Consider the following 25,096-nt stretch of genomic DNA (forward strand, 5'->3'; position numbering starts at 1 on the left):
GTTTATTTTTCAATAATTACAGCATGTTAGATTGAATTTTTAAGCAGACAAAACTTTGACACAGCCTTATGTAGTCAAATCATGTGCCATATTTTAAGAGGAGTTATAGATGAAATGCACAGAAGTAAACACAAAATAGGGCTGAACTCAGTCAGCCCTTTTTCGGGTCAATTTAATAGCTAATATTGGTGTATCCTTGGGCTACCATTTCCGCCAAGTACGCTCTTGTAGAAGCTGATAATGGACTATAAATTAAAGAAATCTGTGCTTCTTTATTGTTGATCCCGTCTATGCCTGACACTCTATTCATATATGAAAAGCCGCCATAAAAAGACTCTAGGCTGGTTAAGTTCTGAAAGTCGAACTGCGTCACTAATGTACCGTCGATACTCATTGACTTAATTTGATTGTGTTCTGGTATTTCAATACTAGTAATCTTTGTATTTGATAACCCTATTGACTCAACCTCAGGGAAGTTGTCCAAACTCACGCTGTTTAAGTCGCTATTTGATGCATATAGACTAGTTAGCTTTGGCGCATTAAACTGCGCAAGACTAGTTAATTTACTATATGAAAGATCAAGTACTTCCAAAACCTGCTGTGCTTGTGTGTCAATGTTTAATGCCAAGAATGGGTTGCCACCTATATGTAATTGTTTTAAGTAAGGAACACCAGTTACCTCAAGCGAAGAGATATCGTTTGCACGTAAATCAATATACTCGAGAAACTCGCTGATACCTGTGGAGAAACTTGTGAGGGAATTATCTGACAACTCAAGATGCGTGATATTTGGTAATTGTGTATTCCAAGATTTAAGATTGTTTTGAGACAAAACAAGTGTTTTAAGGTTGTCCGCCCCATTCAAATCAATTGCTGATAATTGGTTTTGATAAGCGCGGAATTCAGTGATTGAACTTACATTACCAATTGCAATCGAGGATATTTGGTTGTGCGAAATTTCGACTACCTCTATGTTCTCTGCATTTGATATATCTAGCTCTACCAATTCATTGCCAAATAAATTAACTGTTTTCAAACTTTTATTGTTAGCTAAATTTATACTTTTCAAGCCGATGCTAGCCAAGCTAACGTCGCTTAATTCCGGTACTTGAGAAAAGTCTAAACTCTCTATACTACCTCCACTGATACTAAAGCTCGTCATGGCTTTAAAGTTGCTTGGCTGTAGCTCGTTCAAGTTCGTACTCTGTAAATCAAGGGTAGTAATTTTATTATTTGCATTCACACTGAGAGAAACAAGCGGGTTTGACGCCAAATAAAGGGCAAAAGACAATTTACTATTTTTAGACAAATCTAATTGGCTTAACTTATTTTGAGATGCAAATAGAGAGGTTAATTCGGTGTTGTTAGACAAATCAAGTGTAGCAATCTTATTGTCTGAAACACTGAGGCTTGTCAGCATAGTTAAATGCGATACTGAAAGTGATTCAAGACTGTTGCTAGAAGCATGTAATTCCACAATACTGTCCGCTCCAGATATATCCAAAGAAGATAACTGATTGTCGTATAGCTCCAATGTCGTTAGCTTGTCAAAGTTTGTTAAATTTAGTTCAGTTAAAAAGTTATTGTTTAATCTGAGCTCTTCAAGGTTATTAGAACCAGAAAGGTCAATGGACTTTAGCTTTGCATAAGATGCATCTAAGTAAGCTAGTTTAGGTTTATTTGTTAACCCATTGACTTCAATTGTGCGGTCATAAAAAGAGCCAATATTGACATAGTCTAGATTTGTATTTTTACTAAAATCCATATATTCAAGCGGCACCGCCGTTAGGTTTATCGTTTTTAACTTAATTTGATTACTCAGATCAAGCGTGCTCAAACCTTGATACTCAAGCACTATTTCTAATAGTTCATCATTATTCTTGAGATCTAAAGCTGTTAGTACCCCTTCACACCCTTGGCTCTTATAACAACCAGGTACCCTTAAAAATGTCAAAGGTGATGCGTCTGGTAGTATTAGTTCGGTGAGAGGCAACCAAAGTAATTCAACACGCTCCAAACTACTTGTTTTGCTGAGATCTAAGCTCTTTAAATTCCCTTCATTGATGTAAATATCTCGTAGAGCAGAATTGTCCGCCAAGGTTAATCCAGAAAGGTCAGCATTGAATAGGCGAATTGTTTCTATACTGGGAGCACGGGATAAATCAACCTTGCCAATCGGTTTAAGCGTATCGTTTGAAATTTCAAAATATCTGAGTTTTTCGCTGCCCAATAATTTTATATCGCCTTTCAATTCACTATTTCTGAGAGTAAGTTCTGTTAGTTCTGTCAAATTCTCAATACCATCCAACGACACAACACCCTCACAGTGTATTGCAGTTAGATCAGACGAATATATGTAGCCATCGACACAAGTAGCAAAAGCAGCATCTTTAATATTAAACATCTCAGAGAGCTTCATACCATTGTCTTTGGCTATGAATGGCAGGTCTAATGAGCGTTGGACTTTGTTGCCAGATTCTTCAACAATCCATGAGACTAACAAACTTGCATCAGTATCACTCGTTAACTCCGGGACTGAAAAGGACAACGATTTTGCAGTAGTATCGAGTGACACCTGCTCAAAGTAAGCGATCTCAGGGATAGAAATTGACGCTTTGAGTTCGCTCATACCCTTTTCATCACCCGAAACGTTATAAGTCACTGTATATGTATGTAACTCAACATAACTACTGCCTAGCTGCGCTGTGACATCAGCCGGGGCAAGTTTATTATCTGTTCCTTGGCTCGCGTTATTTGATGTACTAGGGCTTTCACTTCCGCCGCCCCCACCACATGCAGTCAGTGCAACTGCAAACAGGGCAACTAAATAATTCTTCATTTTATTACCTTTATGAAATATAAAAAATAGAAAACGCTGCAATTATATACCGAAATTAGGGATAAACACATTTCTATCGAGAGTTTATTAACATATACATAAACAATGTCTTATATCTAAATACACCTATGAATTGTCAAAGCATCAGTTAAAATATTAATAGAGAATGTATAACGTTTCCCCGGACGAAATATGTGTAAAAGATGCCTATGGCTCGATGAGAGCAAACCCGACTATGTGGCCTATCATGATGATGAGTGGGGCGACCCTATATGGGACGACAATAAACTATTTGAGTTTATCACCTTGGAGTCTGCTCAAGCTGGGCTCAGCTGGTATACGATTTTAAAAAAGCGTGCGAATTATAGAGACGCATTTCATGATTTTAATGTTCAATTAGTTGCGAATATGAATGAAGGGGATGTTGAACACTTGATGCAAAACCCTGGTATTGTTCGAAATAAAGCAAAAATAGTCGCCACCATAAACAATGCGCAGCGCTTTATTGAAGTACAACAAGCCTACGGAAGCTTTGCCAAATATCAATGGGAATTTGTCAATTTCACTCCCATTGTTAATGACATTAAAAGCAAAGAAGATTACCCAGCTACCAGTGAAATAAGTATTCGATTTGCGAAGGATTTAAAAAAGAAAGGTTTTAAGTTTTTAGGTCCTACTACTGTATATGCACATATGCAGGCATGTGGCATGGTCAATGACCATGATAACGACTGCCATAGAAAACAGCCGTTAATTGACAAGTTGGCAACGCTAGATTTAGCCAATAAGCTAAACTAGCGCCTAGAGTACAACCTTAGTCTCTATTAAGGTTGTACTTTTTCATTTTCTCAACCAAAGTAGTGCGCCTCACACCCAAAATTTCAGCAGCGCGTGCCACAACGTAGTCATATCGCTCAAGCGCTTGCGTGATCAGGCTTATTTCCAATTCAGCCAAATAATCCTTTAATTCAATTCCCTCGTCTGGCAATAGACCAAGCATGGGTTGATCAGGTGCGACATCAACATCTTCTTCTTCAAAGTCGCTAAAGCCCTCGCTGAAAAGCTCGTTGAACGCATCTTTCTCCATCAGCTCTTCTGGGTATTCAGGCTCGAATGCTTCTACTTCAATATAACGGTATTTTGATGGTAAATCAGTGACATCCACCAGCTTATCTGGAAACATAATGGCCATACGTTCTACCAAGTTAGCCAGTTCTCGAATATTGCCTGGCCACGCATGAGATTTAAGGCTTTCGATTGCTCGATCAGTAAACTTAACAGCTTTATTGCCTTGCTCAGTCACTCTTCGTAAAAGCTCTTTAAGCAATAAAGGGATGTCGTCAACACGTTGGCTCAAAGATGGATTTTCAATTGGGAAAACATTTAAGCGATAGAAGAGATCCTCACGGAATTTGCCCTCTTCAATCATATGCTCAAGATTTCTGTGTGTAGCGGCGATGACTCTGACATTTGCTTGAATAGGTTTAGTACCACCCACTCGCTCGTAGCTTCGCTCTTGTAATACACGCAGTAACTTTACCTGCATTTGCAGTGGCATATCACCAATTTCATCTAAAAACAGCGTACCGTTTTGAGCGAGCTCAAAGCGACCCTTTCGAGCTGAGATCGCACCTGTAAATGCGCCCTTCTCATGACCGAACAATTCACTTTCAAGCAGTTCACCGGGAATGGCACCACAGTTGACCGGTACAAATGGGCCAGAAGATCGATTTGAGAGCAAATGAACATTGCGCGCCACCACTTCTTTACCCGTACCAGACTCACCTAAGATCAAAACGTTGGCATCTGTTTTGGCAACTTGTGAAATTAAAAAGCGCACATCCTTAACTGCTTCAGTATCACCAACTAGGCCATCAAAAGACTTTGCATCTCTGCCTTGGTTTGTTTGGCCTGGTAGCAAACTCAAATATTGCTGACAGTCGTGAAGTAACTGCATTGTCACATCATGGCTAAACGGCTCACTGATTAAACCAATCACATTTGCAAGAGACAACAAAGGCCTGAGAGTTTCACCTACTAGAATAAAAGGCTGGGCAGGCAAGCTTTTTATATGGCGCTCATGATCCAATCCTTCGAGTGCACCCAATACAACTTTACATTCTTGATATTTTTTAACCAACTCGGGAGAAAATTCTGATTCAACCACGACACGAGCAGGTTGTCCACAAAATGAAAGTGCGGCTGCTAGTCCAGAGGCGCGATTATTGTTGTTATCGATGATCAGTATCATTTGGACTGGATCCGAGAGTATTTATAAGTCTATGGTTATGATTGTAAGGGAGTATAATAGGGATGCAATACCTAAGTGGCATTTTATTGACGTAAACGCCAAATAAATGCCACGGGGTATGTTTCAAATCAATACAATAGTATTAATTTTTACTGTAGTAGTCCAAGTACTGACGACGCAGACTGATTAGCTTGGCCTCGAAGTGCAATGGATGCCTGAGACAAAATATCGTTTGCAGTTCTTTCAGCAGTAGCTTGTGCAAAATCAGTGTCGGCGATGCGACTTTGACTTTCAGCAATTCTGTCACTTTGGTTACCTAAACCGCGAATCGTGCTATCTAACGTATTTTCAAAAGCCCCCAATTGTGAGCGCTGTGTATTAACGTCTTTTGCAACTTGATCTGCAGCGGTAATGGCGGCTTGTGCACCCGCTTGAGTTGAAATATCAACACTTAAGATACCTGCGGCGACAGTTCCATCAGTTGGCGTGAAACTTTGGGTTGTATTTGCATCCGGACCAACCTGAAAACTGGCCTGTTGTCCGTCAAATAATGGATCACCACCAAATGTTGTATTTTCGAAAGTCTCTGTAATTTGCGTTTGCAGCTGTGACACTTCATCTTGAAGCGCTTGTCTATCGCTGTCAGTTAACGCTCCACTACCAGCTTGCAGAGATAATTCCCTGATCCGGCCGACAGCATCGTTAACACCAGACAATGCTGAGTCGGCTGTTTGAGAATATGAAATGCCGTCATACGCATTTCGGATTGATTGGTTATACCCCTCTTGTTGAGAGGTTAAACGATTAATAATCTGCAGCGCTGCTGCATCATCAGCCGCTGAGTTTACCTTTTTACCCGTCGCTAGTTGCTGGTTTAATTTATTATTCGTTTGCTCAATCCGGTTAAAGAAAGAGTTACTCGGTGAATTGACTTGCATGACACCTTCCTCCGCAATACCCATTGTTCCAGTCTACGCCTATTAGTGCAAAAAGTCACCTATAGCTTAAAATTCACTACTCAGTCCCTGTTAAATACTGCAAAAAATAAAAAAGTGATATAAAGTATTGAGTAATCACTTTTTTTAGGATGCAGGGGCAAAATCTTTACCTAATACTTTTTTCCATAGTGTAAAGAAATGATTGCACCTTTAGATGGGTAAAATATGTTTGATAACAAAACAATCTTGATTACTGGCGGAACTGGCTCCTTCGGTAAGAAATACGTCAAAACTCTGCTTGAAAGGTATCGCCCTAAAAAGATTATAGTTTTTTCTCGCGACGAACTAAAACAATTCGAAATGCAGCAAACTTATAATGCCTCGTGTATGCGATACTTTATCGGTGATGTCCGAGATAGAGAAAGACTACGCAGAGCCATGCAAGGCGTAGATTACGTTATTCATGCAGCGGCATTGAAACAAGTACCTGCGGCTGAATACAACCCAATGGAATGCATAAAAACAAATATAAATGGCGCAGAAAACGTGATCGAGGCCGCCCTCGATTGTAATGTCGATAAGGTTATCGCGCTCTCCACCGATAAAGCTGCAAATCCAATCAATTTATATGGCGCTACAAAATTGGCTTCGGACAAGTTATTTGTCGCAGCGAATAATATTGCAGGTGGACACAAGACAATGTTTTCGGTGGTTCGCTATGGCAATGTCGTGTGCTCGAGAGGTTCAGTCGTACCCGTTTTCCAAAATTTTATTGACGAAAATAGAGATCATATTCCAATTACCCACCCAGATATGACTCGATTTTGGATAAGTTTGCAGCAAGGCGTTGATTTTGTTCTTAAGAATTTTGAACGTATGTTAGGTGGCGAAATCTTCGTTCCTAAAATTCCATCTATCAAAATAACCGATTTGGCAACCGCTATGGCGCCCAATTTGAAACAGAAAATTGTTGGGATCCGACCTGGCGAAAAGCTCCATGAAGTAATGTGCCCAGAAGACTTATCATTTGATACCTATGAATTTGATGATCACTTTGTCATCGCGCCGGGGATCAAATTCAGTAGTCGGACAAATAATTTCGACACCAATGCCCAAAATGAGAAAGGGAAGCCTGTACAGCCTGGGTTCGAATATAATTCTCTTTCTAACCCTGAGTACTTATCTGTGGAAGAAATTGTAGAATTTAATAAACAGGCTTTATTATGATCCCCTACGGAAAGCAAACGATATCACAACATGATATTGATGCTGTTGTAGATGTATTGCAGTCAGACTGGCTAACACAAGGGCCAAAAGTTCCTGAGTTTGAAAGAACTGTCTGTGAATATAGCCACGCCCAATATGGCACTGCGACCAACAGTGCTACCTCAGCACTGCATATTGCATGTCTCGCTTTAGAAGTCGGACATAACGATATTGTTTGGACCTCCCCTAACTCATTCGTAGCGTCGTCAAACTGTGCCCTGTATTGTGGTGCAAAAGTTGACTTTGTCGACATAGACGCAAATACCGGGAATATGTGTATTGATGCTCTGTCTAGCAAACTTAAGCATGCACGCACCAATAATATATTACCAAAGGTACTTATACCCGTTCATTTCGCCGGTCAATCATGCGATATGCAAGCCATTGCGCAACTTGCAGAACAATACGGCTTTAGTGTCATTGAAGATGCTTCACATGCTGTAGGTAGCAAATATCAAGATCTCCCCGTTGGCAATTGTCAGTTTTCCGATATCTGTATCTTTAGTTTTCACCCTGTGAAAATAGTGACTACTGCAGAAGGTGGTATGGCGCTGACCAATCAGCCTGAGCTCGATAAAAAACTCAAGCTCTTTCGCAGTCACGGAATTACAGCAGATAAATCACAATTGCAACAAGAAGCCGACGGCCCTTGGTATTACGAACAACAAGCACTGGGGTTTAATTACCGCATGACTGATCTACATGCGGCTTTGGGTATTTCTCAATTTTTGCAGCTTGACCAATTCGTCGCCACACGTAACCAATTGGCCAGTTATTACGACAAGCAGTTGAGCAACCACCCGAAAATTCAACCACTAGAGCAAAGCGAAAGTGTCTACAGTGCATATCACTTGTATGTTGTTAGAGTAGCATCTGCGACTGTTGATATTCACAGACAATTGGTTACACAACTGAGAAGTAAAAATATATTTTGCCACGTGCATTATATCCCTATTTACTTGCAACCTTATTATCAGGAACAAGGCTTCAAGGCCGGGTATTGTGCAAACGCTGAGGCTTACTATCACAGCGCGATTACTTTGCCTTTATTTCCAGCATTAACACAACAAGAACAAGAGTATATTGTCGAGACATTGACTGAATCACTCGCAGCCTTAGAAATACCAACTCAATAGGAAACACAGATGTCAAAACACTGTTTAAAACTCGCATTTATCGGTGGTGGTGCCAATTCAGCAGTGGGCTACGTGCATTTTTCTGCGGCGCAATTGGACAACAGATTCAAAGTGGTTGCGGGGGCTTTTAGTCGAGACAGTGAACACAACTTACTCACAGCACAACAGTGGGGTATCGAAGCCAAGCATACCTACAGCAACTGGCAAACCATGCTAGAACAAGAGCGGCACAATATTGATGCGGTGGTTGTTCTGACGCCCACACCTCACCACTTGGAAGTGCTTGAAACACTTTTTAAACTCAACATTCCAACCATTTGCGAGAAGTCTTTGGTGTGTGGAAGTGATGAAATGCAGCAATTAGCTAAATGCTATAACCCAAAAAAACACTTTTTGGCAGTCACTTTTAACTATTCTGGTTATGCCATGATTAGAGAGCTTAAGAGTTTAATTAAGTTAAATAAGCTTGGAGATATTCAAAAGATCCACCTTGAGATGCCACAAGAAGGGTTTAAACGTCCACCTGAAATTGCGGGTAAAGCATCTCCTCCCCAATCTTGGCGTTTGCAGGACTATGCCGTACCAACGATTTGTCTTGATTTAGGTGTACACTTGCATCACCTCTCAAGTTATCTGCTAGATTTGGAACCAACACAGACCAGTGCGCTGTATGCAACACACTCTCAGTACCCAAATTTGGTCGATGATGTGCAGATGTTGCTTAAATACCCAAACAACATTACTGGCAGTATGTGGATGTCAAAGACGGCCATCGGTCACAGAAATGGCCTTAAGGTAAGAGTGTATGGTACAGAGGGAAGCGCAACCTGGTATCAACTCAACCCGGATGAATTGGAGCTGTACTTTAACGATGGCCGCCGAGAAATATTAGACCGGGCTGGGCAGTGTCAGTACGCCCACCAGTTTAGATACAATCGAATGAAACCTGGGCACCCAACCGGATTTGTTGAGGCCTTTGCTAATTTATACACGGATATTCATCAAGCGCTGTGCAGCTATTTAAATTCAGAAGAAAACGCCAACGAGTATGTCTTTGGCTTTGATCAAGCACGGGACGGATTGGCATTATTTGAGGCTGCAACTCGCTCAAATCAGTCTGGAAGTTGGGAAGTCGTCAAATAAATTGGTTATCTAAGTGAAGGGCTAGCCCTTCACTTCGTTATTGATTTTGCAGTTTAACATCATTTCTGAGCACTTTACCCATTTGATTCCTAGGGAGTTCACTTAGACGTACAAACGTTCTCGGCTGCTGATAATCTGTCAGCTCCTGTAAGCACATTAACCGCAATGCTCTATCTATCGACGCTTCACCTTGCTGCTCGTAGACTACTTTAATGATTTCACCTAGCTGTGGCTCATCTACACCAAATGCGACACAATCGATAACATCAGGATGGCGCTTGATCACAGCTTCAATATCTTGGGGGAATATATTGATACCGCCACTGGAAATTACCTCTTTTTTCCGCCCGACATAGTACAAATACCCCGACTCATCGAGATAGCCTAAATCACCAGTATAAAAATACCCTTCTTTATCGTAGGCAGCTTCTGTGGCATCCGGCATTTTATGATAACCGCTGAAACCTGTAAGCGTTTTACAGGCAATCTCCCCCACCACACCTTGCTGAACAGGCTGACCAACTTCTGAACATATTTTAACGTTAACAAATGGCAAAGGACGGCCAACACTACCATTTTTTTCTGGAGAATCTGACACACAAAAGTCGGTCACTACTCCCACTTCAGAAGCCCCATAACACTCGTGAAATGCACATTGTAATCTGCTTAGTAATGCACGTTTCGATTCAGCATTTAGCACTGCGGACGAAGAGACTAGGCAGCGCAACGAGCTCAAGTTAAAAACCGGCCCTTGATAGGCGAGAAAGCTCTCTAACTGTGCAGAAACCGCAAACAAAAAACTAATACGATGCGTTTCAATCGCATCCAGCCAGCCCTGCAAGGCAAATTTAGCCATAATTACCGTTGTTGCGCCAAGCATTAAGGGCATAAGCACGCCTCTTTGAGCCAAAGAATGATACAGTGGTGTCGCAACCAATACTTTGTCATTCTCATCCAAGCCATAGTAATTCTGAGTCGCTTCAATAGCACGCATGATTTTACAGTATTGGCTAAGCACAATGGGCTTCGGTGTTCCGGTTGAACCTGAAGTCATTGTTAATATAAACGGCGCATTTACATCCACTTGTTGGGGTAACTGCTGCGTAGAGGGGCTTAATGGAGTTTGGCGTTCAAAGACTTCTTGCCAAGTAATCTCTCCGGCAACGCTTTTCTCAAAGCTAATCAGCTTATCTTTTTCTATGAGATCTTTTTCAAGCAAGATTTTACTGATACTGGGCCAAGACAAGACAGCTGCAACTGGTGTTTTTTTAAGTGCGACCTCAAGGGCTGTCCCTTTGAGGCTGATCGGTAAAGGTACAACCGCCAAGCCAATTTTTGCGGCGGCTAATAAGACGACTGGATACTCAATCCCGTTGGGCGCAAACAGAGCAATTCGATGGCCTGAATTTAGCCCAATATGCTCAAAGTATGCCGCCAACTGGCAAACTTTTTGGTCCAAGTCTCTATATGTTAAATATGTATGCTTAAAAATCACAGCAGTTTTGTCTGGCGCCGCTAAAACACGGCGTTTAAAGATTGGATATATACCGTCCATATTAAGCTCTACTCGCTGGGAATTTTGCGACATAATTAAACTCATCTTCTGATGCTTGAGGAAATAACCTTTGCGTGACGGAAAACTCTTGAGATTCTGGCGTCAAAGCTACAAAACCTTCCTTTTGGTTCAACAAATTTACAAATTTATTGTCTTTGTTGATCACAGCCAGCCACACCGCCTCTGGGTGCTGCGCTGCGCAGTATTCTAGCTGCCAATTTAGAATAAGTTGTGCGTGCACAAAATTAACGTCATTGCTGGCGGCAAACCATCCACCAAAGAGGTAATCTTGCTGGTTATCTCGATACACCTGATGCCACACATAAATGAGCGGTTTGTTGTCTTTTTCTAACACATACGAATGACGATTATTGTTAAACCACCATGCATAGTGATCAACTTCTTTAATGGTATCTGTTATCGTCATACGCCACATATTTTCACTGCGATTGCGTGCTTGCAAATAACCATTTACATCATTATTTGTAACTTTGCGCACGTGAAGCGAATCAGACAGCTCTGAAACAACCTCAACTGCATTGCGAGACTCAGGTTGTAGCTGTTTGCGTTGCTTCACTGGTGTCCCTAGCAAGGTATCTGCGATGCGTTCTTGGCCCAAGCCATCGACATGAACACTAGGGTGCCTGCGCTGCGCTGCAATGGTACTGCGATGTTCAAATAACGTAATAATAAGCTTATACACAGTACTGACTGGGTAATCTAGCAGATCCGGAACGTGGTAATAGTGTCCAAGATCTTGCAAATTTTCAATCTCGTTATGTTGGTTTACAGCAAGCGAGAAAGTCAGCGCAGGTGTTTTCGTCACAGCTAATTCGTACAAAGATGTACCAAGCGCACCGACAAATAACCCCGTTTTTCTGTAAATAGATGCCAAACTCTTAGGCGCATCGACTAGTACTAAATTGTCGAATTGATTCTCTAGTTGGCGTAACTTTTCGGTATTCAGCGCTTTTGGCCCTATCACAGCCAATATATTGCATGTTTGTTCACCACAAAGGAAAAGTTGTTCAATAACCTCTGTTAGCTGAGTCCAATCTCCGCCGCCACCCAATGAGAAAGTAATGGTATCCGGCCTTTGCTCTAAGCTTTCATTTTCCTGATATTCAGGAGCAAGAATGGCAAATTCAGGTCCTAGCAAACAGTCTGTACCCGGTGCCACCAAGTTCTCATATCTTGAGTGAGTATCCTTACCTGCCCATTTCATATCAACCACCAGATCTGCGTGATGTTCGCGGCCTAAATCATCCATACTCATGAGCTGAACACCGTGCTGTCGGGCCTCGTCCTCCCATGTCACATCAAAGCCATAGCCATCCAAAACGACCCATTGAATATTCATAGCTTGAACGTCTAAATAGGATAGGCAAAATTCAGCATCCTCTCGGCAGTTTTGAAACTTAGGCACCCAGACAATTTTAGCTTGCAGCGGCGCCATGAACTCACCAACAGCTGCGTTTTCATCGATGAAAAACACTGTCTTAGCGCCTCTACCTTCAAGCGCTACAGCGAGCCACTTCATACGCATAAAGTGGCCCATACCACACTGTGTATCAACCCGAAAAGCTATCATGCCTGTTCCAGCATTGCCGTTACTAGATTACCAACAATGGCATTATTTTCATCTAACAGTAATGAAGGCGATACCACAATCGAGAAATGTGCCTCAAGCCCCATTGTTAAAGAGAGGATCTCAAATGAATCTAGGGCACCTTCGGAAATAAAGTTGTAACTTTCCAGCTCTGAAGAGCTTAACAAAACGCCACGCTCTTCCATAAATTGCTGAATGTACTCTAGTAATGCTTCTTTTGTAACCATTACAGCATGTCCTCCCAACGTAACTGCGTGCCGCATATCAACGGCTTATTAACTCGGCGTCCTATTAAGTTAGGTAACTCTTTAGGCATAATTTCTCCACCACCAGGACGCATTTGTCTTAAATGTTCCGCGGTCAAAACTTCGTTGGCCTGAATATCTTTGACAATATAAACACAGCGACGGGCTTTAGATGCTTCACTCGGATAATGAACCGTCCCCATGGCTTTTTCTATTTGTCGCACACCGTGGACCAAAGCTTTTAACTCATCAGGCGTCATCGAAAAAAAGCTATCTGCAGTGTTGTCTTTTTTATCTAATACGAAGTGCTTTTCAATCATACACGCTCCCACGGCCACCGATGCCAAAGGCACATCATTTCCGAGTGTATGATCCGACAAACCAACAGGACAGCCAAACGCTTCGCGCAGGTGCGGTATGGTCCGCAAATTAATTGACTCGGCAGGGGCGGGATAGGTGCTTGTGCACTTCATCAAGGCTAACTCCTCAATTCCCGCATCATGGGCTACTTTAACCGCTTCTGCAATTTCAGTAAGGGTCGCCCCACCCGTTGACATAATCACGGGCTTTTTAGTTGCCGCGACATCTCGGATCAATTGATGATCGATAAGCTCTGGAGAAGCAATTTTATATGCTGGGGCATCAAATTGCTCGAGTAAATCAACTGCGGATTTATCAAATGGAGAGGAAAAACAAGTCAGCTCCAATTTATTTGCCAGTTCAAATAGCTCAGCATGAAAATCCCAAGGCATATAAGCGCCTTGATAAAGGTCGTATAAATATTGACCTTGCCAGGGACCCGTAGCTTCAAAGTGCGGCAACTTACAGTTCATCGTAAGCGTATCTGCTGTATATGTTTGCAGTTTAATCGCATCGGCACCAGCTTCTTTGGCCGCGTATACTAATTCTTTGGCTTTAGTCAGTGATTGACCGTGATTAGCTGACATCTCGGCAATGATATAACATGGAAAGTCATGACCAACATCCCTGCCCGCAATTTGGAATTGAGATTTAAAATTCACAATGCTCTCTTCTTTTTTTGGCATATAACTTTAACTGTGTAAGCAAATATCGCGCCGACAATTAACATTGGTACAAAAAGCACCCAACGCCAATAAATACAACGCACACAATCACTTTTTTATTCTGTATTTGAGTGTAATGATTTGCTATATTGAACGCAATTATAATGATAACAACGACTTCGATGGAAAACGTTCAAATCATCATTCAAGCGCGAATGACGTCAACCCGTTTAGCGGGAAAAGTACTCTTACCATTGTGTAATTCAACCGTCTTGCAGGTTATGCTGCAAAGGCTCAATGAGTTTAAAGATCACATCGTTATTGCGACCACGAATGACGGTTCGGAAGCCCCCATTGTCGAACTCTGTAAAAAGAATAAAATAAAATATTATCAAGGCAGCACCGAAGATGTGTTATCGCGTTATTACGAAGCGGCGACTCTATTTGGAGCCACCGACGATACAACCATAGTGAGGCTGACAAGTGATTGCCCTCTCATTGACCCTCAATTAACGAGACAAGTGATAGAGAAGCATCGTCAATCTCAATATGATGTTGTCAACCTAGGACCGCACAGCGGATACCCTAGAGGGTTAGATTGCACCGCTTTTTCATATCAATTATTGAAAAAGACCCATCTCTTGGCCACCAGCGCGCCCGATAGAGAACACGTGACACTTGGTATGGCAAAGTTTTGCTCAATATCAACGTACTCATTTGCCGAAGGAGAGTCTTTGGATCACTGGCGTCTCACGCTTGATGAACCAGATGACTATACGGCAATTAAAGCAATTTACGCTCAGTTCGGCGATAACCTTGATTTTTCCTATCTCGAGCTAAAAAAACAATTAAAGGAAAAGCCTGAACTTACCGATATAAATAAACACGTAAGTCAAAAAACTGTTTAGGGGAAACAATGGAATATATTATTTATGGTGCGGGTGGCAATGGTAAGGCCATTTTCGATGCCATGTCTAAACAGGGTGACAATGTATTATTTTTCATTGACTTATACTCAACTGAAGATAGCTACAAAGGCGTCCCAATTTATAAACCTGATGCCGTAGAACCGAGTGAAACGCCAGTTTTGGTGTCGCTTTCTTGCCTAAGCCAAGTGGTCAAAAAGCAACTTGAACTCAAAGGCTTTAAAAACTGTTATAACTTAAATGAGGTGATGACAGGGTTTAAATATATATTTGACGCCTTTTTTGACGTTTCACATAAACAAGCACTACAGCAAAGTGAAATTCAGTTTGTTGACAAATTAGATAACCTTCACAGTAAACTTGCCAATGCTCAAAGCAAGCAGTGTTTAGAGCGGATCAGAAAATTTAGGCAAAACCCAAATTATGACACCTATTTGGAAAATGATTGGGAAACCCAATATTTTCCAAAAGAGCTAATGTCGAAAGGCCTCGTTCAATCGCCATTTAAAATGGTTGATTGTGGCGCCTTTAACGGGGATACGCTGCAGCTCGCCACAAACATTACGCAGCAATATGATATTGAGTTCGACAGTATCGTTTGTTTTGAACCCGACCCAAAAAACTATCAAAATTTAATGACTAGACTCAGAGGAAAGAACGGCGTATTTCCTCGCGTTTTTACACAGCAAGCCGGAGTGTGGTCTAAAAATACAACCCTGAGCTTTAGCTCATGCGGAGACCAAAGCAAAATAACAGAAGATGCGAACGCACAGAGCAATAGTCTGCAGGTCGCAAAAATAGATGATGTTTGTTATGGACTCGCACCCAACTACATAAAAATGGATGTGGAAGGCGCAGAAATTGAAGCCTTAAAAGGGGCATCTGAGATTATTACCGATTTTAAGCCGAACCTGGCAATTTCAGTGTACCACCATCCAGAACACTTATGGCAAATAGCTGAGTTAATTGAAGAACTCCACAGCGAATATCAATTTTACTTACATGCACACGGCGATTTTTGTAATGAGATCGTGCTCTATGCAATAGCAGAGTAATACAGTAATTCCGAGCAGAGAAAACATGAAAGAGAAAACGATTTTAGTAACTGGTGCAACAGGCTACAAAGGCACCGTTTTAGTACCTAAGCTTTTAAATAAAGGCTATCGTGTCGTCGCTTTAGACACACAGTGGTTTGGCAACTTCCTACCTACACACCCTAATCTTACTGTTGTAAAAGGTGATGTGAGAGACATTCATTCAATTGATTTAGCTGGTATCGATAGCATTATTCATTTGGCCTCTATCGCCAATGACCCATGTGGCGACTTAAACCCTAAATTAACTTGGGAAGTCAGTGCATTGGCCACTATGCAACTCGCTGATAAAGCCAAAAAGTCTGGCATCAAACAGTTTATTTATGCCTCTTCAGGCAGCGTATACGGCGTTAAAGATGAAGAGCAAGTAACTGAAGACCTGTCTCTTGAACCTATTTCAGAATACAACAAGACCAAAATGGTTGCTGAACGAGTGCTACTGAGCTATGCCGATGATATGGCAGTACAAATCGTTAGGCCCGCAACCGTATGTGGCCTCTCAGCGCGTATGCGCCTTGATGTCTCTGTCAATATGTTGACAATGCAAGCGCTTAAAAACAAGAAGATCACTGTGTTTGGTGGTGCGCAAGTTCGTCCTAATATACACATTGATGATATTACCGACCTGTATATCTATATGCTTGAGCACCCAGAAAAAACTTCTGGCATATTTAATGCTGGTTTTGAAAATATCTCGATCATGGATATTGCCAAAATGGTACAAAGCAAAGTGGATTGCGAAATAGAAGTAACGCCTTCCAATGACCCTAGGTGCTACAGAATCAACTCTGACAAACTATTGGCAACGGGTTTTAAACCTAAAAAGGATGTAAACACCGCCATCGGCGAATTGATCACTGCTTTTGAAAATGGAGAGTTGGAAGATCAAGACCGTTTTTACAACCTAAAGTGGATGCAACGAGAAGTACTATGAGCAATAAACAAGGTGCAGTTTCTGAACTGCCAGTCCAACACCCTGCAGAATCCATAGCGCAAGCGTACACAGATACTCTTAGCTGCGTGTTACAACAACTCGATACAAAGCAAATAGCACGACTTGTTGACAGTCTACTGGAAATGAAAAGGCAAAACGGCACCTTATTTATTTGTGGCAATGGGGGCTCAGCAGCCAATGCCATTCACTTAGCTAACGATTTCACTTTTGGCATTAACCCTCAAGGCAATGCCATTAAAGTAGAAGCGCTTGCCGCCAATAGTTCAGTATTAACATGTCTTGGTAACGATATTGGTTACGAAAACATATTCAGTCACCAACTTAAAGTCAAAGCAGGTTCAAATGACCTGTTATTGGTTTTATCGGGTAGTGGCAACTCTCAGAACATCATTAATGCTATCTCACAAGCTCAGACCATTGGGATGACGACTGTCGGCATTCTTGGCTTCAAAGGGGGTAAGGCTAAGCCCATGTTAGACCAAGTATTTCACTTTGATGTTCAAGACATGCAAATCTCAGAAGATACACAAGTTATTATTGGCCATATATTGATGAAAGCGCTTTATCAGGAATTAAAAAATGTCTAATTCTCCTATATTAGTACTGGGAAGCAATTCCTTCTCTGGTGCTTCTTTTTGTGCCCATATGCTCTCTCAAGAGCATATGGTCATAGCAGCTAGTCGCTCAGAAGAACCACATAATGCGTTACTGCCATACAGCTGGCAAAAAAACCGTGACGCACTGGACTTTCATCAGCTTGATTTAAATCATCACTTAGATGAAATTATTGCGCTGGTCAAAAAGCACAAGATCAAACACGTATACAATTTTGCAGCGCAAAGCATGGTTGGACAAAGTTGGGATTACCCTGAACATTGGTTCATGACCAATTGTGTTTCTACTATCCAGCTTCACAACCAACTAAGACATATTGACCACTTAGACAGATATATTCATATCTCGACTCCTGAAGTATATGGCAGCTGTGAAGGGCTAGTACCAGAGCATAGAAATTACAATCCAAGTACGCCATATGCCGTTTCAAGGGCTGCTGCGGATATGAGCTTACACACCTTTTTTGACGTGCATCAGTTTCCTGTGCTTTATACCCGTGCGGCAAACGTTTACGGTGAAGGTCAGCAGCTCTATCGCATCATTCCACGCACCATTTTATTTGCCTTGTTAGGTAAAGTGCTTCCGCTCCATGGCGGAGGACACTCGACTCGCTCCTTCATCCATATTGACGATGTCTCTCGTGCTACCCAAGCCATTGCGCAACACGGCCAACTTGGTGATATCTATCACATATCTACCGAGCGAACCATCTCTATTAGAGCGCTGGTTGAGCTACTTTGTGACATGCTACAAGTGCCATTTGAACAAGTTTGTGAAGTTACAGAAGACCGCCTCGGAAAAGATGCTGCATATTTGCTTGATGCAAGAAAACTACGTGACGAGTTAAATTGGCAAGATCAAGTATCGTTAGAAAATGGACTAGAGCGCACAATTGCGTGGGTTCAAAAACACCTTGACGATTTAAAACAACTACCAGATTCATATATTCATAAACCGTGAGAACTCTATGCTAGGACAAGAAATAGACCTATTGAAAAACTACCCAAAGTCAAAACGAGACACTAAGGGCAGAGCGAATGTGATCACCGAAGCTGACAGGGAAATTGCAAGGCAATACGGCAAAGACTTTTTTGATGGCGACCGCACTTATGGCTATGGTGGTTTTAGCTACTTTTCTCGCTTTTGGCAACCGGTTGTTCCTGACTTAAAAGCACATTTTGGATTGAGCGAGCAAACCAGCTTACTGGATGTTGGCTGTGCCAAAGGCTTTATGTTGTACGACTTACAGCAACTTATCCCAGGGATAAAACTACATGGTATAGACATTTCTGAGTATGCACTCGAAAATGCCAAAGAAGAAGTGAAGGATATCCTGACTCAAGGAAATGCAAAATCACTGCCGTTTGACGACAACAGTTTTGACGTTGTGATGTCAATTAACACCATCCACAACTTAGACGAGCAAGAATGTGCGCTTGCGTTAAAGGAAATTGAACGTGTGAGTCGTGGAAAATCCTTCATCACTGTAGATGCCTATCGCAATGATGAAGAAAAAGAGCGCATGCTCGAGTGGGCCTTGACTGCCAAAACTATTATGCATGTTGATGATTGGAAACAATTTTTCCTAGACAACGGCTACACTGGCGACTTTTATTGGTTTATACCTTAAATACGCACTCAACAAATACCTAGCAGGAGAATGACCATGCAAAACTTACTCCTTGGAAATATCCCAAGTCATGAGCGCCTTAACTTAGCGTTGCCTCATTACAACCTCATTGACAACTTAGACAAAAGCTTTGTCACGTTTGGCAGTTGTTTTGCCTCCTCAGTGAGTAGAGGGCTCTGGCGGCTAGGGTTTGACACTTATTTTTCTGAAGAAGAGAGCTTTCACTACTCGCCAAATTCGATTAAACAATATTTTGAGCAACTTTCTTCTTCAGCAAAAGATTTAGAAAATTATGTCGTCCCACTGGAGGATGGCAAGTTTAAATCTGTTGCGACACGGTATGTATCAGAGCCCGGCCAAAGCCTTGAGTCATTTTGTTCGTTTCTAAAAAACTCTAATCAACAAATGAAGCTGCGTATTGAAAAGGCTGACTTTATTGTACTTACTTTGGGCAATGCTACCTATCAAAAACTGAAAACTTCAGGCCTGACGCTATGCCATGGTGGTGGATTACCAACCGATTTATATGAAGTCATTAAGAGCCCGTATGAAGAAGTACTCAGTGACCTAACTTCATGCTTAAAGCAATTGAAAGCGTTAAATGCATCTTGTCAGGTTATTCTCACTGTATCTCCACAGAGGTACGGTTGGTTGATGAATGCAAACTTGTCTACTGGCATTAACGAAATTTTAGATTTAGATAAAACGGCAGCCACTAATTGGCTATTAAATAGCAATATTGATAAAGCTAAGCTAAGGCTTGCTATCGACTCCATGATCGAGAGCAATTCTGTCGAGCACATGCATTATTTCCCTTCATTTGAAATCGTTATGGATGAGCTCAGAGATTACGAGGGCTTTAACCATGACGTTAAAGATTTGATGCACGTTAACATGCCAAATACGCCCAACTTCGTTATTAATAAGTTTTTAAACTCATTTTGTGATGAGCAGCTTAGAGAAGTATTAGCTTTCTTTAGAACAACACTCGATATTCTGATTGATATCTATCCGTCACGTCTAAAGAAAATGAGCAGTGAACAGGCAAAAAAATACATTGAAGATAAGCTGCCAATCATCTCAAAATATGTTGATGCAGTGCAGTGTGACAAGCTCGCTGGTTATGTTCTCAGAGGCATGATGATTGCTTTTCCTACCATCACCGCAGAGACTGTTACAGCGCGTAAATTGAAAAATCTTGAATCGTATTTGTCAGATCCGATGAAAGACAAGATATCACAGATAGCCGCATTACAATCCGAAAGCATATGCGTGATTGGCAATACTCAAGACTTAGATACGCTGTGCAAGTCGTCAGCGCTGTTAAATAAAAATGTAACGCGTATTCTTACCACCAACCAAGATGATAAGCTCTGGGGCATCCCTGTGGAGAGTGTAACTCCTGATACCCACATAGAAGAACAAGTTGTCTTAGTACTGGATGACAACCTGCAACACCAACTTGCAGAGCAAGGTAAGTTACGCGCGAAGGTAATGATATAATGAAGTACACCGAAACCGCATCACAAATTAGACATACACTGTGTGATGTTTCTAGCAAGACAAAAACGCCCCACCTTGGGAGCTGCCTATCGTGTGTTGATATCTTGGTAGCTCTATATTGGGAGATCATGAATATAGATCCAAAGGCACCGACAATGCCTGATAGAGATTATTTTTTGCTCGGCAAAGGCCATGCAGCCAGTGCGTTGTACACCGCTCTGGCCTATCGAGGTTATTTTTCTATAGAGTCTCTATATCAGCATGGTCAAACCAATAGTCAATTTGAAGAACACCCAGGCATTCACGCGCCTGCCGGTGTCGAAACCGTATCAGGCTCATTGGGCCACGCACTTTCTCTGGCTGCTGGTATGGCTCTGAGCACCCGTCTAAGTGGGAAAGAAAATCGCTTTTTCACACTACTTGGTGACGGTGAACTGAACGAAGGAACTATCTGGGAAGCCGCGATGTTTGCCGGGGGGAAAAAATTGAGCAACCTTGTTGCCATTGTCGACTTCAACAAACTTCAAGGTACGGGTGAAAGTTGTGAGATCATGCACTTAGAGCCATTAGAAGACAAATGGTCGGCTTTCGGGTGGCACACAATTCGAGTTGATGGCCATGATATAGCGGCGCTGATCAGCGCTCTTGCAGAAGCAGGCAAGCACGATAAACCGACCTGTATTATCGCCGATACGGTGAAAGGTAAAGGGATTTCCTTTATGGAAAATGACAATAACTGGCACTATCGAATCCCCAAAGCAGAAGAAGTAGAGAAAGCAAAGCAGGAGTTATCAGTCTGATGAGAAATGCATTCGCCAAAGTATTAACGGAACTTGCAAAACAAGACAGCCGACTCTTATTGTATTACGCTGATATTGGCAACCGTCTGTTCAATCCGCTAAAAGAATTTGCCGCCGACAGAGCTATAAATGCGGGTATTGCCGAAGCGAATATGGCTTCTATGGCAGCTGGCAGTGCCATGATGGGGCACAAACCTTTTATTTATACAATTACTCCTTTTACCACTGCCAGAAACTTTGAACAAATAAAAATAGATATCGCTTATCAAAATCAGCCTGTCATTATCGTTGGCACCGGTTCTGGTTTGTCATACGCTAATTTGGGACCAACCCATCATTCGTTTGAAGATATTGCCTTAATGCGTTCGCTTCCCAATATGAATATAGTCTGCCCTGCAGATGCGGACGAACTTGAAATACTAATGCCACAGCTAATTGCGCTTAATAAACCCTGCTATTTTAGGATAGGTAAAAAGAACGAGCCACAGGTTCACCCAAGTCGCCCAGAATTGAAATTTGGCAAAGCACATGTCATGCATCAAGGTGAACAAATCGCGATCATAGCAACTGGTACGATTATGCCATTAGCACAAGCGCTTTATGGCAAATTGGCTGAGTGTGGGCTTTCACCAGAGCTGGTCAGCTTACATACAGTAAAACCGCTCGATAAAGAGTATTTGAATGGCTGTATGAGCCGCTTTAAACATGTGATCACACTTGAGGAGCACAATGTAAATGGGGGTATGGGCAGCGCGGTACTAGAATATTTTAACGATCAAAATCACCAAATAGCGGTGCATCGATTCGGGATCCCTGATCATTTTATTGACCAAGTGCACAGCCCTGACGATGCAAGAGAAAAAGCAGGGCTAACGCTCGACGCTATTTCAAAAAGCCTGACCGAGCGAGGCGTTTTATGATCATTGGCGTTGATTTCGATAATACAATAGCAAACTACACTGGCGTATTTTACCAAGTTGCGCTCGATCTCGGGTGGATACCAAAACAGACAGGGAAATCCAAACAGGAGGTGAAACAGTATTTCATTTCACAAGACAACGAAAAAAAATGGACCGAGCTACAAGGCATTGTTTACGGGAAAGAAATTTCAAATGCCAAGCCTTACCCTGAGAGCCTCACCCATTTAAAAGCGTTAAAGGCACAAGGCCATCAACTAAAATTAATATCACACAAAACCAAGTACCCTATCATTGGTGATAAAGTCAATTTTCACGATGCGGCCAAAGGGTGGCTTGAAACACATGGTTTTGTCAATTGCCCCAATGCCCCTTTTGATCCGGAACAAGTTTTTTTTAATGAAACCAAAGATAAGAAGGTCATGTTAATTGAATCGTTAGCATGTGACTTCTTTATTGATGACTTAGAAAGCATACTACTACACAAACATTTTCCCGCTGCGTGCAAAGGCATCCTATTCTCACCCGATAAAGTGAGTCAATCACCTCATTTGCAAGCCCAAGCATGGACACAAATTCCAGCACTCATTGTATGATTGAGACCAGTATCCTCAAATGGCTACAGGAAGTAGTCAACAACGAGCAGGTTTTGCTTACCCCGATTAATGGGGGCGCAAACAATCAAGGTTTTCGTGTCAGTTCAGGAACGGAGCCATTCTTTTTAAAGTGCTTTGAACCGCACAATAGCCGCTCACTGTCTAAATTGCGTAATGAATACGCCTTTGCGAGCCACTTATGCAAAGCTGAAATACGCAATATTGGTAAACCCATTGCGTACAGTGAGGAATTGAAGGTATCGTTATTCTCATTTATTGATGGCCAGACAATTTCCAAATTAACGGCGAGTCACATAGATGCAGCCTTAGCCTTTATCGAAGCAATTAATACTCCGGCAATATTTGATGAATCTCTGCCAGTGGCGAGCGAAAGCCCTGCGACCTTATATGGGTTTGTTGACATTATAGACAAACGACTCGAGAGGTTTGCTCAACTGAGCTTAAATGACAATCATCAGTTACAATCGTTGCTTCAAGCCATTGCATCTCGCACCCGGCAAATCGCCGAGACTGTTGAGCCTAGCTGGCATGAGCCGTTGCAAAAAACAATCCTCTCACCTTCGGATTTTGGATTTCACAATGCAATTGAGACATCCTCTGATATATATTTTATCGATTTTGAGTATGCTGGCCGTGACACTGTTTGGAAACTGTTAAGCGATTTTTTTGCTCAGCCTGCAATACCAGTCCCTTTGGAAAATATCACGCGCTTTTTGCAAAGCGCTGTATTTTCACAAATAAGCCAACGAAGGCAAGAATTTGTCACAATTTACGAGCTAACATTGATGAAGTGGTGCTTGATCATGCTCAACGAGTTTATTCCTGTCATTGAACAGCGAAGGCGATTTTCATGGAACAATTCTTGCTTGAACATAAACAATGATGTGCTCAGTCAAAAAAAACAGAGTCAGCTTGAAAAAAGTATGCGCTACTTTGCACATATACCTGAAAAGATTAAAACTTTAGATAAATATCTATGAAAAAACATATGAAAGCCGCCGTGCTTTTTGAAACCGGCAAACCTTTAAAATTGATTTCAAATATTAAAGTACCCGCACTCACAGCCGGACAAGTACGCGTCGAGATCCTTTACAGTGGATTGTGCCACTCCCAATTAATGGAAGTAAAAGGCGGCAGAGGTGAGGACAAATACTTACCTCACTTACTTGGTCATGAGGGCGTAGGCCATGTCACCGAGGTGGGTGAAGGTGTCACAAAGGTAGCAGTAGGTGACAAAGTCATTATTGGTTGGATCAAAGGCCAAGGACTCGATGCACCCGGGGGGAAATACCCCCATGAAGACTACCTAATTAACTCTGGCAGTGCCACCACACTGACAGAACAATCCATTGTCGCTGAGAACCGCTTGGTAAAACTACCAGAGGGCTTTCCCGAAAAACTCGCAGTACTATTGGGGTGCGCTCTGCCAACAGGCCTAGGATTGGTATTTAATGAATTAAAGCCACAACCAAATAAGACCATCGCTGTTTTCGGCCTAGGAGGCATAGGTTTAAGTGCGTTACTAGCGGCGAAATTGAGTCAGCCTACCAAGTTAATTGCCATTGATGTAAACCCAGATAAACTGGCACTTGCGAAACAACTTGGTGCGACACATTGCATCAACTCTTTAGAAGTTGATCCTGTCACCGAAATATACCGTCTCACTGAACAACAAGGTGTAGATTACAGCTTGGAAGCTGGCGGCACTACACAAACGATTGAGCAGGCTTTTGAAAGCGTTCGCGATGGCGGCGGCCAATGTATATTTGCATCTCATCCAAGTGACGACTTAAAAATACAATTAGAGCCGCATGCATTCCACCGCGGAAAGTCGATCCGAGGAAGTTGGGGAGGTGGCGCTCAACCTGATAAAGATATTCCGCTTTTTGCCGATATGTACTTTGAAGGAAGGTTAAACCTAGAGCCTCTGATCAGCAAGGAATACACGCTAGACGAAATCAATGAGGCAATTGACGATCTCGACAATAAAAAAATCGTCAGAGCTTTGATTAAAGTCACGCAAAGGTAATTC

23 protein-coding genes are annotated in these 25,096 nt (G+C 42.0%); 16 read left to right on the top strand and 7 right to left on the bottom strand.

Annotated features, from left to right (window positions below):
- Positions 1-172: 172 nt before the first annotated feature.
- Positions 173-2,839 (bottom strand): hypothetical protein, encoded by a 2,667-nt coding sequence (locus MHN81_RS18005; RefSeq protein ID WP_239426344.1) that lies wholly within the window; start codon positions 2,837-2,839, stop codon positions 173-175.
- 192 nt (positions 2,840-3,031) lie between these two features.
- Between MHN81_RS18005 and MHN81_RS18010 the strand changes: the two genes are divergently transcribed.
- Positions 3,032-3,637 carry a DNA-3-methyladenine glycosylase I gene (locus tag MHN81_RS18010; RefSeq protein ID WP_239426345.1) on the top strand — a complete coding sequence of 202 codons (606 nt, stop codon included), beginning with the start codon at positions 3,032-3,034 and terminating at the stop codon, positions 3,635-3,637.
- A gap of 16 nt (positions 3,638-3,653) precedes the next feature.
- Here MHN81_RS18010 and MHN81_RS18015 read toward each other — a convergent pair whose 3' ends face one another.
- Positions 3,654-5,090, bottom strand: coding sequence for a sigma-54 dependent transcriptional regulator (locus MHN81_RS18015; RefSeq protein ID WP_023401794.1), 1,437 nt, complete (start codon positions 5,088-5,090; stop codon positions 3,654-3,656).
- A 149-nt stretch (positions 5,091-5,239) separates the two neighbouring features.
- The gene (locus tag MHN81_RS18020; protein WP_239426346.1) at positions 5,240-6,028 is read right to left on the bottom strand and encodes a flagellin; all 789 of its coding nucleotides are present in this window, start codon (positions 6,026-6,028) and stop codon (positions 5,240-5,242) included.
- 225 nt (positions 6,029-6,253) lie between these two features.
- Here MHN81_RS18020 and pseB point away from each other — a divergent pair, with 225 nt between their 5' ends.
- From pseB to MHN81_RS18035, 3 genes are read left to right on the top strand one after another with little or no spacing between them, the layout of a single operon-like run.
- On the top strand, positions 6,254-7,255 hold the full coding sequence (pseB, locus tag MHN81_RS18025) for a UDP-N-acetylglucosamine 4,6-dehydratase (inverting) (protein WP_023401792.1): 1,002 nt from the start codon (positions 6,254-6,256) through the stop codon (positions 7,253-7,255).
- Complete coding sequence (gene pseC / locus MHN81_RS18030; RefSeq protein WP_239426347.1) at positions 7,252-8,430, top strand: UDP-4-amino-4,6-dideoxy-N-acetyl-beta-L-altrosamine transaminase; 1,179 nt, start codon at positions 7,252-7,254, stop codon at positions 8,428-8,430. The genes pseB and pseC overlap by 4 nt, the downstream gene beginning before the upstream one ends.
- Before the next feature lie 9 nt (positions 8,431-8,439).
- The gene (locus MHN81_RS18035; protein WP_239426348.1) at positions 8,440-9,573 is read left to right on the top strand and encodes a Gfo/Idh/MocA family oxidoreductase; all 1,134 of its coding nucleotides are present in this window, start codon (positions 8,440-8,442) and stop codon (positions 9,571-9,573) included.
- 37 nt (positions 9,574-9,610) lie between these two features.
- Here the strand turns inward: MHN81_RS18035 and MHN81_RS18040 are convergent, their stop codons facing one another.
- Genes MHN81_RS18040 through pseI form a run of 4 tightly spaced genes read right to left on the bottom strand, consistent with a single transcriptional unit; the run spans position 9,611 to position 14,004 of the window.
- Entirely contained in the window at positions 9,611-11,161 is a 1,551-nt protein-coding gene (locus MHN81_RS18040; RefSeq protein WP_239426349.1) for a class I adenylate-forming enzyme family protein, read from the bottom strand.
- The gene (locus MHN81_RS18045) at positions 11,130-12,719 is read right to left on the bottom strand and encodes a pseudaminic acid biosynthesis protein PseG (RefSeq protein WP_239426350.1); all 1,590 of its coding nucleotides are present in this window, start codon (positions 12,717-12,719) and stop codon (positions 11,130-11,132) included. Before MHN81_RS18045 ends, MHN81_RS18040 begins: the two co-directional genes overlap by 32 nt.
- Positions 12,716-12,964, bottom strand: coding sequence for a hypothetical protein (locus MHN81_RS18050; protein ID WP_239426351.1), 249 nt, complete (start codon positions 12,962-12,964; stop codon positions 12,716-12,718). Before MHN81_RS18050 ends, MHN81_RS18045 begins: the two co-directional genes overlap by 4 nt.
- Entirely contained in the window at positions 12,964-14,004 is a 1,041-nt protein-coding gene (gene pseI / locus MHN81_RS18055) for a pseudaminic acid synthase (protein ID WP_239426352.1), read from the bottom strand. Before pseI ends, MHN81_RS18050 begins: the two co-directional genes overlap by 1 nt.
- Positions 14,005-14,171: 167 nt before the next feature.
- Between pseI and MHN81_RS18060 the strand changes: the two genes are divergently transcribed.
- From MHN81_RS18060 to MHN81_RS18115, 12 genes are read left to right on the top strand one after another with little or no spacing between them, the layout of a single operon-like run.
- On the top strand, positions 14,172-14,915 hold the full coding sequence (locus tag MHN81_RS18060; RefSeq protein ID WP_023401785.1) for a glycosyltransferase family protein: 744 nt from the start codon (positions 14,172-14,174) through the stop codon (positions 14,913-14,915).
- 8 nt (positions 14,916-14,923) lie between these two features.
- Positions 14,924-15,988: an FkbM family methyltransferase gene (locus MHN81_RS18065; RefSeq protein WP_023401784.1), complete on the top strand. Its 1,065-nt coding sequence runs from the start codon at positions 14,924-14,926 to the stop codon at positions 15,986-15,988.
- 25 nt (positions 15,989-16,013) lie between these two features.
- Positions 16,014-16,961: an SDR family oxidoreductase gene (locus MHN81_RS18070; protein WP_239426353.1), complete on the top strand. Its 948-nt coding sequence runs from the start codon at positions 16,014-16,016 to the stop codon at positions 16,959-16,961.
- Positions 16,958-17,569, top strand: coding sequence for an SIS domain-containing protein (locus tag MHN81_RS18075; RefSeq protein WP_023401782.1), 612 nt, complete (start codon positions 16,958-16,960; stop codon positions 17,567-17,569). The genes MHN81_RS18070 and MHN81_RS18075 overlap by 4 nt, the downstream gene beginning before the upstream one ends.
- Positions 17,562-18,557 carry a GDP-mannose 4,6-dehydratase gene (locus MHN81_RS18080; RefSeq protein ID WP_239426354.1) on the top strand — a complete coding sequence of 332 codons (996 nt, stop codon included), beginning with the start codon at positions 17,562-17,564 and terminating at the stop codon, positions 18,555-18,557. The genes MHN81_RS18075 and MHN81_RS18080 overlap by 8 nt, the downstream gene beginning before the upstream one ends.
- Positions 18,558-18,564: 7 nt before the next feature.
- Entirely contained in the window at positions 18,565-19,227 is a 663-nt protein-coding gene (locus MHN81_RS18085; RefSeq protein WP_023401780.1) for a class I SAM-dependent methyltransferase, read from the top strand.
- Between the two features lie 36 nt (positions 19,228-19,263).
- On the top strand, positions 19,264-20,730 hold the full coding sequence (locus MHN81_RS18090) for a GSCFA domain-containing protein (protein WP_239426355.1): 1,467 nt from the start codon (positions 19,264-19,266) through the stop codon (positions 20,728-20,730).
- On the top strand, positions 20,730-21,530 hold the full coding sequence (locus MHN81_RS18095; protein ID WP_239426356.1) for a transketolase: 801 nt from the start codon (positions 20,730-20,732) through the stop codon (positions 21,528-21,530). The genes MHN81_RS18090 and MHN81_RS18095 overlap by 1 nt, the downstream gene beginning before the upstream one ends.
- Positions 21,530-22,450, top strand: coding sequence for a transketolase C-terminal domain-containing protein (locus MHN81_RS18100; RefSeq protein ID WP_239426357.1), 921 nt, complete (start codon positions 21,530-21,532; stop codon positions 22,448-22,450). Before MHN81_RS18095 ends, MHN81_RS18100 begins: the two co-directional genes overlap by 1 nt.
- Positions 22,447-23,043, top strand: coding sequence for a hypothetical protein (locus MHN81_RS18105; protein WP_023401776.1), 597 nt, complete (start codon positions 22,447-22,449; stop codon positions 23,041-23,043). Before MHN81_RS18100 ends, MHN81_RS18105 begins: the two co-directional genes overlap by 4 nt.
- Positions 23,040-24,044: an aminoglycoside phosphotransferase family protein gene (locus MHN81_RS18110; RefSeq protein ID WP_239426358.1), complete on the top strand. Its 1,005-nt coding sequence runs from the start codon at positions 23,040-23,042 to the stop codon at positions 24,042-24,044. The genes MHN81_RS18105 and MHN81_RS18110 overlap by 4 nt, the downstream gene beginning before the upstream one ends.
- Positions 24,041-25,093 carry a zinc-binding dehydrogenase gene (locus MHN81_RS18115; RefSeq protein ID WP_239426359.1) on the top strand — a complete coding sequence of 351 codons (1,053 nt, stop codon included), beginning with the start codon at positions 24,041-24,043 and terminating at the stop codon, positions 25,091-25,093. Before MHN81_RS18110 ends, MHN81_RS18115 begins: the two co-directional genes overlap by 4 nt.
- Positions 25,094-25,096 lie beyond the last annotated feature (3 nt).

The organism is Pseudoalteromonas sp. Of7M-16 (assembly GCF_022347805.1).
Taxonomy (GTDB): Bacteria; Pseudomonadota; Gammaproteobacteria; order Enterobacterales; family Alteromonadaceae; genus Pseudoalteromonas; species Pseudoalteromonas luteoviolacea_F.